This window comes from Natrarchaeobius halalkaliphilus, from assembly GCF_003841485.1.
GTDB classification, from domain to species: domain Archaea; phylum Halobacteriota; class Halobacteria; order Halobacteriales; family Natrialbaceae; genus Natrarchaeobius; species Natrarchaeobius halalkaliphilus.
Genome location: NZ_REFY01000007.1, coordinates 166,668 through 180,479, shown reverse-complemented (window position 1 = coordinate 180,479; position 13,812 = coordinate 166,668). Strand labels below are relative to the sequence as shown.

General features: G+C 55.6%; 12 protein-coding genes. 3 read left to right on the top strand and 9 right to left on the bottom strand.

Annotated features, from left to right (window positions below; translation table 11 throughout):
- The first annotated feature begins 871 nt into the window (after positions 1 to 871).
- Complete coding sequence (locus EA462_RS16490) at positions 872 to 2,086, top strand: Cdc6/Cdc18 family protein (protein ID WP_124179673.1); 1,215 nt, start codon at positions 872 to 874, stop codon at positions 2,084 to 2,086.
- Between the two features lie 378 nt (positions 2,087 to 2,464).
- Here EA462_RS16490 and EA462_RS16485 read toward each other — a convergent pair whose 3' ends face one another.
- Positions 2,465 to 3,637: an RNA-guided endonuclease InsQ/TnpB family protein gene (locus EA462_RS16485; protein WP_124179672.1), complete on the bottom strand. Its 1,173-nt coding sequence runs from the start codon at positions 3,635 to 3,637 to the stop codon at positions 2,465 to 2,467.
- A gap of 221 nt (positions 3,638 to 3,858) precedes the next feature.
- On the opposite strand from EA462_RS16485, the gene EA462_RS16480 reads away from it, so the two are divergent.
- Positions 3,859 to 4,668: a CheR family methyltransferase gene (locus EA462_RS16480; protein ID WP_124179671.1), complete on the top strand. Its 810-nt coding sequence runs from the start codon at positions 3,859 to 3,861 to the stop codon at positions 4,666 to 4,668.
- A gap of 16 nt (positions 4,669 to 4,684) precedes the next feature.
- On the top strand, positions 4,685 to 4,915 hold the full coding sequence (locus EA462_RS18010) for a DUF7385 family protein (RefSeq protein WP_124179670.1): 231 nt from the start codon (positions 4,685 to 4,687) through the stop codon (positions 4,913 to 4,915).
- Positions 4,916 to 5,209: 294 nt separating this feature from the next.
- On the opposite strand, the gene EA462_RS16470 is transcribed toward EA462_RS18010, so the two are convergent.
- From EA462_RS16470 to EA462_RS16435, 8 genes are all read right to left on the bottom strand, one after another.
- The gene (locus tag EA462_RS16470) at positions 5,210 to 6,418 is read right to left on the bottom strand and encodes a chemotaxis protein CheC (protein WP_124179669.1); all 1,209 of its coding nucleotides are present in this window, start codon (positions 6,416 to 6,418) and stop codon (positions 5,210 to 5,212) included.
- A gap of 8 nt (positions 6,419 to 6,426) precedes the next feature.
- Entirely contained in the window at positions 6,427 to 6,783 is a 357-nt protein-coding gene (locus EA462_RS16465) for a response regulator (protein WP_124179668.1), read from the bottom strand.
- Positions 6,784 to 6,875: 92 nt separating this feature from the next.
- Positions 6,876 to 7,751, bottom strand: a complete 876-nt coding sequence (locus EA462_RS16460) for a CheF family chemotaxis protein (protein WP_124179667.1) — start codon at positions 7,749 to 7,751, stop codon at positions 6,876 to 6,878.
- 197 nt (positions 7,752 to 7,948) lie between these two features.
- Positions 7,949 to 9,577 (bottom strand): globin-coupled sensor protein, encoded by a 1,629-nt coding sequence (locus tag EA462_RS16455; protein ID WP_124179666.1) that lies wholly within the window; start codon positions 9,575 to 9,577, stop codon positions 7,949 to 7,951.
- Between the two features lie 55 nt (positions 9,578 to 9,632).
- On the bottom strand, positions 9,633 to 10,067 hold the full coding sequence (locus EA462_RS16450) for a chemotaxis protein CheW (RefSeq protein ID WP_124179665.1): 435 nt from the start codon (positions 10,065 to 10,067) through the stop codon (positions 9,633 to 9,635).
- Between the two features lie 53 nt (positions 10,068 to 10,120).
- Complete coding sequence (locus EA462_RS16445) at positions 10,121 to 11,746, bottom strand: globin-coupled sensor protein (RefSeq protein WP_124179664.1); 1,626 nt, start codon at positions 11,744 to 11,746, stop codon at positions 10,121 to 10,123.
- Positions 11,747 to 11,917: 171 nt separating this feature from the next.
- A complete protein-coding gene (locus EA462_RS16440; RefSeq protein ID WP_124179663.1) occupies positions 11,918 to 12,970 on the bottom strand; it encodes a chemotaxis protein CheW in 1,053 nt (350 codons plus the stop codon).
- Entirely contained in the window at positions 12,967 to 13,755 is a 789-nt protein-coding gene (locus EA462_RS16435; protein WP_124179662.1) for a ParA family protein, read from the bottom strand. The genes EA462_RS16440 and EA462_RS16435 overlap by 4 nt, the downstream gene beginning before the upstream one ends.
- Between the last annotated feature and the right edge of the window lie 57 nt (positions 13,756 to 13,812).

Here is a 13,812-nt window from a genome sequence, read left to right as displayed (position 1 = left end):
GGAATTCTCTCGCTGCTTAAAAACACACTGATCGCACAGTCGCCGTGCGGTCAGATATACACTGGCTCGAAATGGCTACTATATCGAGAGGAGTGTGGACGTCCATGCCACTGGAGTGATACGAGGATACGAGACTCGCTGCACTAGCACGAGAACACACCGGGTTTCCGGTGAATCCAGATCACAACCCGAACAATCCAATTCCAGAGATAAGAAAAAGTAACCAGCGCACACACACACCGGATTTCCGGTGAAACGGTGAGAAGCTGGGTGTGCATAATACGAGATTGGTGGTCTTCAGGGAAACCATAATCTCCGAAAGAAATGAGAAGGTCAACAGAGAGAGTGTTCTAAGACAGCGTATTTCAGAGAGAATACGGGTTGGAAGCAACTGCCGAACAGAAAATCGTTTCTTCACATGATATTATTCAGTGAACGTTCATTGAATAACATCCATAGCCCATAAATATATATAAGCGTAGAACCAATAGTCCATTGACTTCTACTAAAGACAAAGGGATCGAATATCGATCCTTCAATCGGTTCTCCAGATGAACTGGGGTCCTTTTGAATCACGTGTTCTCTCGAGTGTTTCTCACGAAGTCCTGAAGAGATCCGACTCTCTTCCAGGAACGCACGATTGCTGTTGTAGGGTTACGGGCGATCGTAGTTACGGTTACGGTTAGTAACTCCTGATGGAAACTCGCTATCGAATTTTGGGTTGTCCGTGGTGACCTATCTTGATCTCGATCGGAACCCCCGTTTCAACTCCACCCTTCCCACCTTCGCACCCACTTTCACCGGAAACCCGGTGTGTGTGTGTGCGTCGAAACGCTCAAGATAATTCACCGGAAACACGGTGTCCAAGTACATGTCCGACTCCGATGATCTGTTTATTCGTACGGATCCGATTTTCGTCAACAAGGAACTCCTCGAGATTAGCCACCTTCCAGAGGAGGGAAGAATCGTGGGTCGCGACGAAGAGATCGGACAGTTAGCCAACGCGGTGAATCCGGCTATCTTCGGACAGAGTCCGAGCAACGTGTTGATCTACGGCAAGACGGGAACGGGAAAATCACTCTGTGCGAAGTACGTCTCGAGACGTCTCGTAAGTACAGCTGAAGAGGAGGGCGTGGAGGCCGTCTTCGCGTACGTCGATTGTGCACAGGACACGACCGAAACCCAGGCCGCACAGACGATCGCAAGTTCCGTCAACACGGACGATACCGAAATCTACATTCCCGACAAGGGAATTAGTACGGCGACGTACTACAAACGCCTCTGGCGGATCCTCGATAAGGAGTACGACGTAGCGCTGATTATCCTCGATGAAATCGATAAACTCGAGGACGACGCGATTTTGATGCAGCTCTCTCGTGCCGGCGAGGCTGGGAAAGTGACGGAGTGCAAGATCGGTGTTATGGGTATCAGTAACAAGATCAAATACAAAGACCGGATGGACGAGCGCGTCAAATCCAGTCTCTGTGAACGGGAGTTCGTGTTCCCGCCGTACAACGCGAGTCAACTCAATCAGATAATGACCGCACGTAGCGACGCTTTCCGGGAAGCCGTTCTCGAGGACGGCGTTATTCCACGTGCAGCTGCTCTAGCAGCGCGTGAACACGGCGACGCGCGAAAGGCGATCGACATTCTTCGATACGCCGGCGAGATCGCACAGGCGAACGGAGCGGACACCGTTCGCGAAGATTTCGTCGTCCAGGCCCGGGAGCGTGCAGAAGTCGACCGGTTCCGTGAACTCATTCGAGGATCAACGCCACATTCACGCTATGCACTCCAGGCGTTGACCGTTCTCTCTCTCGAACACTGCGCTGACGATCTCTCTCACGAGAACGACGGCTTTCGAACCACTCGGGTCTACGATGTTTACGAACAGATCTGTCGCCAGGAAGGCACCGATGCCCTTTCTCTTCGCCGAGTTCGAGATCTCTTGAAAGAACACGCCTTTCTCGATGTCATAGAACAGTCCAGACACAGCGGCGGCAGTGCCGAGGGAAGTTACACCGAGCACACGCTCCTCGAAAATCCGAAAGTTGTCAAGGACGTTCTGGCCGATACGGTCGATTAACAATTTCAGCCGGTACGTTGCTAATCTCTCACCCTTTCCGGTGAACGCTCGTTTTCGAATCGTCTCAATATGTCCAATCTGACACTGGACGATAGTATACGAAACATACGAGTTCTATGTCGGCGTTGAGCTACCCACCGCTAAAGCGGTGGGATTCAGCGTGGACTCCCGTTCTAGCCTCAGTTGAGGCAGGAGAATAGCCTCCATTCACGTTCAGCGTCCCGCTGTCCGCTCACGGGCGCTGCGCGCCCGTTCGCGTGGTCCGCGGGACCTTAATGATCGAGAGAAGTATTGGGAACAGCTGTCCGAGATAGTACCACTACAGGAACCAGCTGTCGGCAGGTGGAGTAGAACTATTCCCAGGACTTAGCTAATCCATTATGGTCCCGCGCTATTCAAGCGCACGCTCAATGGTGCGCCTCCGTCGCCTCCAGTCTGGTTGCGACGGAGATACCGCAAACCGATGTTTTTCGCTGCGTTGTAGTCAGCGTGATTCTCGTACCCACACTTCAAACACTCGAACTCCTCACCATCACGGTTGTCTGGATGAGTGAACCCGCAGTGTGAGCAACGCCGACTGGTGTTCTCAGGGTCAACCTCCTCGACGTCGATACCATATTCTTCGGTTTTGTACTCGACGTACTCGTACAAGCGGTCGAACGCCCACTTGTGACCCCACGACGCACCAGTCCGCTCGCGGATGTCGGTCAAATCCTCGAACGCAATGACCGAACACCCGTTCTCACGGGCTTCTGCAACGAGTTCGTTGCTGATGCGATGCAGCATCAGTTTGAACCTGCCTTCTTCTTTCCGACCCACTGACTGGATGTTCTCGTGTGCCCAGCGTGTCCCGCATTGCTGAAGCGAGCCACGTCGCTTCTCGTATTCACGCCGCCAGTGATCGAACTCGTCACCCGTCCAGAACGTACCCGTGCTGGTAACGGCGAGGTTGTTCACGCCGAGGTCAACCCCGAGAACTGTGCCGTTCTCAGGTGTTACCTTGTCCGACGTGTCAGACTCCACCTCCATCTTGCAGTGGACGTGAAGCACCCAATCGCCGTCGCGGTAGTGCAGTTCCGCACCCGTCGTTTCGTACTCGTCTGAAAACAGGTATTCCGAGTGCGGTGTGTCACGGTCTTCGTCGGGTAAGACGTAGTCGGCTTCGATGCGACCATCCGTGGTGGCGAGGCTCACGTACTCGTCGTGGAACGTGGCGATGCGCTTGTCGTAAACGACGTGTGGGCTGGTGAACGTGGGCTTGCTAGCTTTCTTGCCGTTCTTCCAGCGTGCGACGACGCTTTTGCAGGCTTCAGCGGCCTTGTTCCGAGCGGCTTGCACCAGCCCACCGTTGAACCCATCTGTTTTCTCGCGTATGTCGTCGTAGGTTTCGTCGTCCAGCGTGGTTTTGCTGGTGGTGTCGTACTCGTTTTTGAATGCGTGGTCTACGACGTACTGAGTGCACCAGAGAAACGTGTCTACGGTGTCGTCGAGGAGTACGGCGTCGTCGCTGTCCACGTCAAGTGCAACGGGGACAGTGCGCCGCAGTTCCATATGTTATATGTAATACTGGTATTTCTTAAGTGCTTGAGAGTTGGGCTGCCATCGTAGCGTGGTTTGATTCGGCAGCGACGGATTCATCCCACGGGTAAAACCGTGAGTTTTCTCCTGTATTTCGTATAATCTCCGCTGTCGATGCATAGCATTTTCTAGCCAATCCCGTTCAGAGCGTAATCAGCAACCTTATGCGTACCCTATCCAGTAATTAAATCACAGTGACAACAGACGACTCGTTCGCGGCTCTTCTCGAGTATATGGAGAGACAGCTCGGATTCGCAACAAGTCATTATAACGATAGCTACCTCGATCGTCGGATAACGGCACGGATGCGTCGAACCGACTGTGATGAATACGACGACTATTACGACCTCGTTCAGTCCGACCGGGATGAACAGGCCGAACTTCTCGACTCTCTGAGTATAAATGTCACGGGGTTTTTCCGGAACCCGGACGTCTGGGACGGTATTCGAGGCGTTCTTCGGACGCTTTCGAAAACCGAACGGCGTCTCAAAATCTGGAGTGCAGCCTGTGCAGACGGTCGAGAGCCGTATTCGCTGTCGATGCTCGTTCACGACGATCCTGTGATCGACGAATCTTCCGTTCGAATTCTTGCGACAGATATCAGTGAAGACGCCCTCGAAATTGCGAAAAACGGCGTCTACGAAGAATCTAGAACCACTGATCTCGGTGAAGAACTCTCGTATCTTCGCGGTTACGACGAGTACGTCTCCTACGATGCAAGTGCGGAAACGTATCACGTATCGGATTCGGTCCAGAAAAACATCTCGTTCGAAAAACATGATCTGATCAACGGTGATCCGAAATCCGGATTCGATCTGGTAACGTGTCGAAATTTGTTTATATATATCGACACGGAATACAAACAATCGATGCTCGAGACGATCGCCCGTTCGCTTCGGTCGGATCGGTACCTGGTCATCGGAAAAAGCGAGACCATTCCCCCTGAACTCAAATCGACGTTCGCTGCCGTCGATAACAGACACCGGATCTATCAACGTCAGTAGCGACGTTTGTCACCCAATGGAGACTGATTTCGACGTTCACGACCACCGTCATCGGATGAAACTTCTCCGTGATGATGGAGCCACCGCCGCCTACGATAATCGAACGCAACTCCAGTGCCCTGTCTGTTCGAATCCGTTCGATCGATTGCTCCTAATCAAAACAGAAACTATTAGCTTTCCGAAAAATGACGGAATTCCGTTCTGTCTCGTTCACCGAGATGATGATATTGCCCTTTTCCGACATTAATCTCACACGCTTCTCTGTTCCTTATTTTTAACCGACAGATACCATCCTATCGCCTATGCTACTTTCACAGTAATATTTCAGTTGTTAACCTCTATTATTTATATATTTACGAGAGTATGGGTGTAATATAACTTCGATTCAATGTGAACCGACTCCGATTTATGTCGATCGAAAGACCGGTTCTGTACCGCGACCACTGGAAAATCGATCAAACCTCCTCACGTTCTGCCGATGGAAGTCGCGCTTTTTTCACTGGTTCGTGAGAAAATCACCCTCGGTAGTCGCTCAGAAGCGTTAGAACAGGTCGTCGGGATCGATCCGAGTATTGCCCGAGTTTTCGATGAGAAGATCGTCGAGCGCCTGCTCGAGTTCGTCGCGTCGAGGGAGCGCCAGCATCTGGCAGGTGAACACTCTATCGCTATTGGTCTGAATACTCGAGTCGAGCAAGAACGCGTGATCGTCCGTCTTGGCGATCTGTGTGGTGATCGGAGTCAAGATCCCCGAGCCGGTGTCTGCAACGAAATTCGGTGGAGAGTGTTTGATCTCGGCGTTCAGGACGTTTGCCCAACCGTCGATGAATCCGCTTGTCATGATGTTTCCGAGTTCTTTCAGAGCACCCTGTTCGATATCGCCCCACTGTTCGTCGGTCTCCATCGGAACGAGCGAATCGACGACCGCTCGACCTGATGGCTGATCGAAGAGGATGATCAGATAGCCGCTAAACTTCCCTCTGAATTCCATTACCGTCCCGACGAAACGTTTGCTTCCGACTTCCGTTGGAATGTCTTCGATCGGGATCAGACTCAACCGACTGATGTTGACGGTCGTTTCGATACCGGTCATCGACGTGATGTTCGTCGCGGCCTTTTGCGCTCCCTCTTTGGTCATGTCGTTGAATACTTCGAGCTTTTCGAGGGAGACGATCTTGTCCGTCTGTGGTTCGAGCGAGCGCTCGAGCGATTTCGAATCGGGAACCAGAAGGATGCGGAAATCGATCGGGTCGCTCCGTGAATCCTGAGAAGCTTCGACACGACTTCGGAACACGAACAGGTGACGATCCTCCTCGATTGCCGATGTCGGGAGGACGTCCGTTCCGGTACCCTGAATATACGTCGGCGGAGAGCTCTTGATCTTCGCCTCGAGGTAGTTCGCCCAGCCGTCGACGAACCCGCTGGTCATGATGTTGCCCACCTCCTTGATGCTGCTTTTTTTCTTCTCGGGATCGTCGGCCGGAACGAGCCTGTCGGTAATCGCAGCGCGTCCTTGCTCGTCGAACGCGAGGAGGACTTCACCGCCGATCTCACCGCTCAGATCGATGTTGACGCCCGCGAACTCGCTCCCGATAAACTCGTACTCCAGATCCGACGAAGACATGAGGGAGACGTCTGTGACCTGGACGCGGGTGGAGATACCGGTCAGTTGTGAGAGCGATTCGGCAGCTGAGCGGGCACCGTCGTGAGCGAGTTCCTGATAGGTCTCTAGCTCTCGGATGTCGATTTCCATGTCGGGAATTACTCGGCGGCGATGCTGTTGAGCTCTTCGAGCACGCTTTCTTTCTGGAACGGTTTCGTGATATACCCTTCTGCTCCGGCTTTGATCGAGTCTTTCATCTGTTCGGCTTGCTCGACGCTGGTACACATAACGACTTTCGCGTTCGAATCCATATCCGTGATCTCGCCGGTCGCCTCGATGCCGTCTTTGATCGGCATCACGATATCCATAAAGACGATATCCGGCTGCTCTTCACGGTAGAGTTCGACGGCCTCGACACCGTTTTCTGCTTCACCAACGATAGTGTGGTCTTCTTCTAAGATTTCCCTGAGGAGATCCCTCATAAATCCGGAATCATCCGTGATCAGTACGTTCATAGCGATTCCAATACACCCGGATAACTTAACGATGTTGACCAAGATTGTGACACACGTTTCGCCAGCCGACACCGGTTTTCGGTGGCGTTCGATCAGGCGTTGACGTCTTCGATTCGCTGGCTCACGACGATCCGTCCCTTGGGCGTCAATGATATCCCACTTTCTCCGTCGACGACCAGCTCTTTTCGTTGCACCGAGTTCAGCACGTTCGTGACGTACGCCGGATCTCCGTCGAGCATGTTCGTGAAATCGATATCGCCGCCTGCAGCGTGGACGCTGACCAGAACACGCTTTTCGGGATTCGAGAGTTCGAGTTGATCGACTTCGTCGCGAAGTTCGTCGAACTCGAGGCGAAGATATCTCGCGAGCAAGTTCACGTTCTTACCTTTTTCTGGCGAGAGCAGCGACGTTTTCGTCAGCCCGGAACCCGTGTCGATGTACTTGACTGCCAGGGTGACCCGATCGGATCGTTCACCGATCTTGTTCGTTCGTTTGATGTCCATGACCGTTTCGACGTCGATCTCGAACGAACCCGTCTTCGTTGCGACGGCTATCGATCGCTTCTTGATCCGAAGCTTTCCTTCGACGACGTTCGTGTTTCTGATACGGCCACCGACTTTAGCCGGATGTGAGACGGAGACGCGCTGATCGTTGAGCAGACACCGAAAGAGGATTGCGACGAACGTGGTTACCGTGTCGCTGTTACTTTCGATGACTGCGCTCCGCACGGATCCGTCCGCCTCGTACCCGACGGTCACCGTATCGTCGAAAAACCGTCTGACGTGTTTCGGGACGGAGCCGACGTTAACGTCGACGACACGTGAAAGGGAAATCGTCGTTCTATTATCGTTCGTTGCGAGAACCAACCGTTTTCTCGTCATGATTATCCGCCCGCTGGAGGGGACGTCGTCACCAGTCCGTTTGAGAAAGAATCGCCCGGTGAAATCAGCGACGATATCTTCGTCCATATATCTCTCTATTGAGCGAACTCTCTTATCCTTTTAGGAACTACTCTTCACCAATTAATTCCTGGATTCCATGGGATGTTATATAGTCATGCGCACAGTTCTAAAACTCACACTGTAGCTGTTCGGTTTTCGTTCGAAACGTTCAGTGTTTGAGCCGGTTCCGCAATTACGACCTCCTGTGGTGACTCTCTGTTCACTCATATTTCGTTCTGACCGGCGGACAGGCGATGGACTTCGGCGTCGATTTCGTCGACGAGTTCCTCGAGCTGGTCGTTGATGGCGACGATCTCTTCGGTTCCAGCGGAGATCTCCTGTGACCGTTCCATCGCGGTATCGGTCATGCTGGCGATCTCCTCGGTCGTGGCGGCCTGATCATCGGTGGCGATGGCGACCTCCTGAATGCCGGTGCTGGCCTCGGTGATCGACTCTTTGATTCGCTCCAAGTTCTCGACGGTGTCCTCGACGAGGTCGACGCCGTCTGCGATTTCGTCGTTTGCGTCCTCGAGGCTGTCGACGGTGTCCTGGGTGTCGTCCTGAATCTGTTCGACCATCTGCTCGATGTTGGTGGCCTCCTGTTTGGACTCTTCGGCGAGGGATTTGACTTCGTTTGCGACGACTGCGAAGCCGTCGCCGGCCTCGCCGGCGGTGGCGGCCTCGATGGAGGCGTTGAGCGCGAGGAGGTTGGTCTGGTCCGCGATATCGTTGATGACGTCGATAATTTCGTCGATGCGCTGGACGCCTTGGCGGAGGTCTTCGACGTCGTCGGTGACCTCGGCGGCGGCGTTTTCGACGCGTTGCATTTTGTCGATGGCCTCTTCCGCGGTGTCGGTGGTCTGGCCGGTGAGGGTTTCGGCGCGTTCGCTGGTGGCGCTGACCTCTTCGGCGTTGGACGCGATCTCCTCGACGGTCGCTGACAGCCCGGACACTTCACCGGCGATGCTGTCCATCGATTCCGATTGCTGTTCCGCCAGGTCGTTGATCTCGTCCGTCTCTTCTGAGACCATTGTTGCGCCGTCGCTGAGCTCTTGTACCGATTCTTGAACGTTTTCGGAGACTTCTATCCGGCGCTCGAGTTCGGCTTCGAGATCCGAATAGGCGTGGATGTAGGTGTCCATCACGACCTGCTGGTCGAGCGACGTCAGCTTGAGCATCGAAAGGGCCCGCTCGACGACGTCGTCGACGGCTTGTTTTGCGTCTGCGAGTGCCACCACCGGCTGGGCTTCATCCTCGAGCGCTGTCGCGACGGTACCATCCCGTTTTTCGTCGGTCGGTGCTCGATTCTCGAGATCGTCGCTGCTTCGACTTTCGAGGTGTGCTTTGCTCTGACTCTCCAGTTGCGCTTTGCTCTGACTCTCCAGTTGTGCTTTGCTCTGGTCTCCGAGCGCCGATAGGATCCCTTCGTAGTAGATCGTCGAGCTTCCGAGATAGAACTTCGGCTCCATCTCGAGCAATTCGTGAAGCTTGCCGATTCGGGCCCGACGATCGAAGTACTCCTGTCCGTACTCGCCGCTTGCGAGTTCCATGAGATACTGTCGCTGGGTTCGTTTGAGCGCGTCGATCTGCTTTGACGAGTCGTCGATGACCGCTTTCGCTTTCGGATCAGATTCGAGATGATCGTAGAACTCGTCGACCAGGTCGTCCGAGATCTCCTCGAACAGCGGCTTCATCGCCTCGAGTCGGTCGGCGTCGTCATCGTCGAAGCGGGTGAACGCCTTTCGCCACTCGATTTCGGTCCGGTCGATACCGAGTTCGGCGGTGAGTTCGCTTCCGTTGACGGTTCTTCTGATGCTGTCGTCTATCTTGTACTCGCGGTCGTGTTCTTGCATTGTCTACGTTCGTCGCTCGTTCTTCGTCTATTCTCGACGATGGTCGGTATCGGCATCAGACCCGGACGTCGGTGGGATCGATCCAGAGAACGAACTCCTCCTCTCGACGGACGATTCCTGCAATTCCGCTTCCGTTGACCGACGTGTCGACGATGTCGGTTTGGAGTTCCTGTACCTGGTGGACTTCGTCCGCGAGCCACCCGATTCGCTCGTTCGAATCTCGCTTGCGTTTGAATACGATGATCCGATCACCGAGCGTCGTCCCCGCCTCGTCTCCGAAGATAGTACGGAGATTGACGATCTTTGCCGTCTCTCCGCGCAGATCCATTACCCCCTCGATATGGTCCGGTGTGTTCGGAATCTCGGTCAGTTCGTCAGTGTTGACGATCTCTGCCACGTAGCCGATGTCGACGCAGTATCGGTTCTCACCGAGATCGAACTCGAGTACGTGCGTACTGGTCCGTTCAGCCGTCGGGTTGGTCGTTGCCATGATTATTTCTCGTAGGTTTTCCTCTGATTCTCTCGTGTTGATCGGTCCTCTGATTACTTCGAGCTGGCCGTTGCACTCGAGAGTCGGTCGACTTCGGCGTCGATTTCGTCGACGAGTTCCTCGAGCTGGTCGTTGATGGCGACGATCTCTTCAATCTCCGCGGACACGTTTTGGGAGCGTTCCATCGCGGTGTCGGTCATGCTGGCGATTTCCTCGGTCGTGGCGGCCTGATCGTCGGTGGCGATGGCGACCTCCTGAATGCCGGTGCTGGCCTCGGTGATCGACTCCTTGATTCGCTCTAGGTTTTCGACGGTATCCTCGACGAGGTCGACGCCGTCTGCGATTTCGTCGTTTGCGTCCTCGAGGCTGTCGACGGTGTCCTGGGTGTCGTCCTGAATCTGTTCGACCATCTGCTCGATGTTGGCGGCCTCCTGTTTGGACTCTTCGGCGAGGGATTTGACTTCGTTTGCGACGACTGCGAAGCCGTCGCCGGCCTCGCCGGCGGTGGCGGCCTCGATGGAGGCGTTGAGCGCGAGGAGGTTGGTCTGGTCTGCGATATCGTTGATGACGTCGATAATTTCGTCGATGCGCTGGACGCCTTGGCGGAGGTCTTCGACGTCGTCGGTGACCTCGGCGGCGGCGTTTTCGACGCGTTGCATTTTGTCGATGGCCTCTTCGGCGGTGTCGGTGGTCTGGCCGGTGAGGTTCTCGGCGCGTTCGCTGGTGGCGCTGACCTCTTCGGCGTTGGACGCGATCTCCTCGACGGTCGCTGACAGCCCGGACACTTCACCGGCGATCTCTTCCATCGACTCCGATTGCTCTTTTGCGACGCCGTCCATATCGTCGGTACTCGTAGCGATCTCCGCGGTCGATTCGGAGACGTCTTCGAGCGTCGACCGAACGGACGTCCGGACGTCTTCGACCACCTCCTGGCCCCCTTCCGTGTCGTCGAGTCGGGACTCGTAGGCTTCGATCCGCCGTTCGTACTCCTCGAGTTGAGACTCGTAGGCCTCGATTCGGTCTCGCTGTGCGTTTTCGAGGGCCTGTATCGCGAGCTGTTCGTCGACTTTCGAAAGCCGAAGGAACGCCAGTGAGCGCTCGACGACTGCATCGACGGCGCTCGAGACATCCCCGTGTATCGTCCGGTCCGCTGTGGTCCTGTCTGGACGACCCTCTGCGTGGTGTTCGGTATCGTCGACCGGTTCGAGATCGGTTTCAGGACCGTATTCGGCTTTGACGTCCGCGGCGATTTCCTCGAGTATTCCTTCGTAGTAGACGCTGGCCGAACCGAGATAGACCGCAGGATCACCGGCCAGAACCGTTTCGGTTCCGTCCGATTCCAGACGCTGCTGGAAGAAGTCGGCGTCGTACGTCCCGGACGACATCGATCGTAGGTACTGCCGTTGATCGTCCACGAGCGCGGCTCGGTCGGTATCCCTCCGGGTCTCGACCGTCGAGGTATCGAACTCCGAACGTAGCCGGTCGATGTACGTGCCGGCGAGATCGTCGCTGACGTCCTCGAAGACGTGAGCTATCGACTCGAGCGTCGCTTCGTCCTCGTCATGCAGCGAAACCAACGCTTTCGCTCGCGATACGTCGGCGGTTCCGACGTCGAACGACGGGATGGTCCGATCGCGGTCGACGTCGGGGGTGGCCGCCGTACCATCTGCTCTGGACATAGTCATGAAACTGATCGAACGCTAAATAAGTGTTTTTGCAGATTACCCGTTCGGCACCTCCGTTCCGTTCTCGCGTTGTCACCACCGTGTCGGGATCGTTGTCCATCGTGACTGTGCCTCGAGATACCGCCTTCGGTTGGGACGCGTTTCGTCGATCGATCAACGGGTGGCTCACTCCGTGTTTTCGATGATCGCGTCGACGTCTAACCACGTTATGAGGCTCGTCTCTTCGTCGACGTTTTTCTTGATAATGCCCTTGATGAACTCGTGTTGGTTTTCTGAGTCCAGATCCATTACGGCGCCGGTTTCGTCGATCTGGGATTTCGGGTAGGTAACCGCCTGAGAGACGTCCGTGACTCGCACACCGAGTTTCTGCTTGTCATCGGATCGTTTGAGGACGACGATATACTGGTCGTCGGACAGCTCGCTTTGCTCGACGTCGAGCATCGTCGTTGGATCCAGTACGCCCGTGATCTCTCCGCGGAGATCGGTGACGCCGTCGATCGCGTCCGGTCCGCGTGGGAACCGGGTGATGTCCTTCATCTCGACGATCGCGCTGATCCGTTCGATCTCGATCGCGTACCGGCTCTCGTTGAGGAACAACTCGAGCATCTGGATCGTGTCCTCCCGATCGTGCGTCGAGTGGAGCAGGGAATCGCCCTGATCGAGCATTGCGCTCCCTCGCCCCGTCGATGCTCTCCCGACGTCATCCGTCTCCTGGCTGAGGACCGAGGCGTCGACCGTCGGCTCACCGCCGATCGTCTCCGTCGTTGCGACCATCGAGGAGGTGTCAGCGATCGCTCCCTGCAGTGCGGGATCGATCCCCTCGTTTTCGTCCGCCGGTGCTGGTTCTTCAGCGCCTTGTCTCGGTGTGTCTCCGGTTTGTGGCCGTTCCTGCGCTGTCCCGTCCGTTTCGTCGTATGACAGTTCCTCCCTATCGTCGTCCGTAGCAGCCGTTTCGTCGACGAAATCGACCCTATCGTCTTCGCCGCCACTTTCGTCTTCGCCGTCGGTGAGTTCAGCACCTCCACGTTCGTCGCCGTTAGCGCTCTCTTGTGACGACTCGTCGGAATCGCTGTCCTCGCCTGTGGTCTCATCACTCGTCTCGCCGTCCGTCGGCGCCGTCGAATCATCGGCTGATTCGTCGTCTTTAGTTCCTTCGTCCTCATCGCTCGCCGTACGCTTTCGCAGATCTCGAAGCCGTCGCGCCCTGTCGTCGGTCATGCCGTCACCTCCCGCGTGGAGAATCGATCCTCGAGGGTTTCTGCGAGGGCGGTGAACACGGTTTCCATGTCGGTTTCTTCGTCGGCTTCGAATACGGATTTACCGTCAGTAAACGCTCGCTGAAGGGCGACCCGCTTTCGAACCCGGTACAGGGGAACGTCGGGTAGTGCGTCTTCGAACCACGCGAGCATTTCCTCGTCCTCGCGCGTGGTCTCGATACGGTTCGCTACGAGCGCGACCGGTTCGATTTCGACGTCGTGATCCATCTCGAGCGATCCGACGTAGTCGAACAACAGTTCGAGCGATCGTTTACTCGTCGGTTCGGTCAGCGCCGGAATCACGAGGTTTTCGGTCGCACAGAGTGCGTTGTCGGTGAGAACGCCGAGGTGAGGCGGACAGTCGACGATGACGTACTCGTATCCCTCCTCGATCCCGTCTAGAAGGTCCTCGAGAAGCGTTTCGGCGTTCGATTGTCGGGCCAGCGCTGATGCGGCGGCGTTCATATCGATATTGCTCGTGACGACGTCCATCTCGGAGTGTGAGTGGACGATATCGTCCGGTGAAACTGCCTCGGGATCGATGAGTGCGTCGAGGAGCGTCGGCGGTTCGTCGTCGTAGGCCTCGAGCAGCCCGAGTCCTTCCGTCGCGTTTCCCTGCGGGTCGAGATCGACGAACAGGACGTTCCGACCGAGCTCGTTCAGCGCGCCGGCGACGTTGATCGCCACGGTCGTCTTACCGACGCCTCCTTTCTGATTTGTCACACACAGCCGAGCGGGTCCCGCCATTCGTCTGGGTCGTTCCGACTCTGCCTACATAACTCGCACGGCCAAAACTGCCGCTCG

Coding starts and splice junctions, on each gene's coding strand:
- EA462_RS16490 (WP_124179673.1), top strand. CDS start 872: ATGTCCGACTCCGATGATCTGTTTATTCGTACGGATCCGATTTTCGTC.
- EA462_RS16485 (WP_124179672.1), bottom strand. CDS start 3,637: ATGGAACTGCGGCGCACTGTCCCCGTTGCACTTGACGTGGACAGCGAC.
- EA462_RS18010 (WP_124179670.1), top strand. CDS start 4,685: ATGGAGACTGATTTCGACGTTCACGACCACCGTCATCGGATGAAACTT.
- EA462_RS16470 (WP_124179669.1), bottom strand. CDS start 6,418: ATGGAAATCGACATCCGAGAGCTAGAGACCTATCAGGAACTCGCTCAC.
- EA462_RS16465 (WP_124179668.1), bottom strand. CDS start 6,783: ATGAACGTACTGATCACGGATGATTCCGGATTTATGAGGGATCTCCTC.
- EA462_RS16460 (WP_124179667.1), bottom strand. CDS start 7,751: ATGGACGAAGATATCGTCGCTGATTTCACCGGGCGATTCTTTCTCAAA.
- EA462_RS16455 (WP_124179666.1), bottom strand. CDS start 9,577: ATGCAAGAACACGACCGCGAGTACAAGATAGACGACAGCATCAGAAGA.
- EA462_RS16450 (WP_124179665.1), bottom strand. CDS start 10,067: ATGGCAACGACCAACCCGACGGCTGAACGGACCAGTACGCACGTACTC.
- EA462_RS16445 (WP_124179664.1), bottom strand. CDS start 11,746: ATGTCCAGAGCAGATGGTACGGCGGCCACCCCCGACGTCGACCGCGAT.
- EA462_RS16440 (WP_124179663.1), bottom strand. CDS start 12,970: ATGACCGACGACAGGGCGCGACGGCTTCGAGATCTGCGAAAGCGTACG.
- EA462_RS16435 (WP_124179662.1), bottom strand. CDS start 13,755: ATGGCGGGACCCGCTCGGCTGTGTGTGACAAATCAGAAAGGAGGCGTC.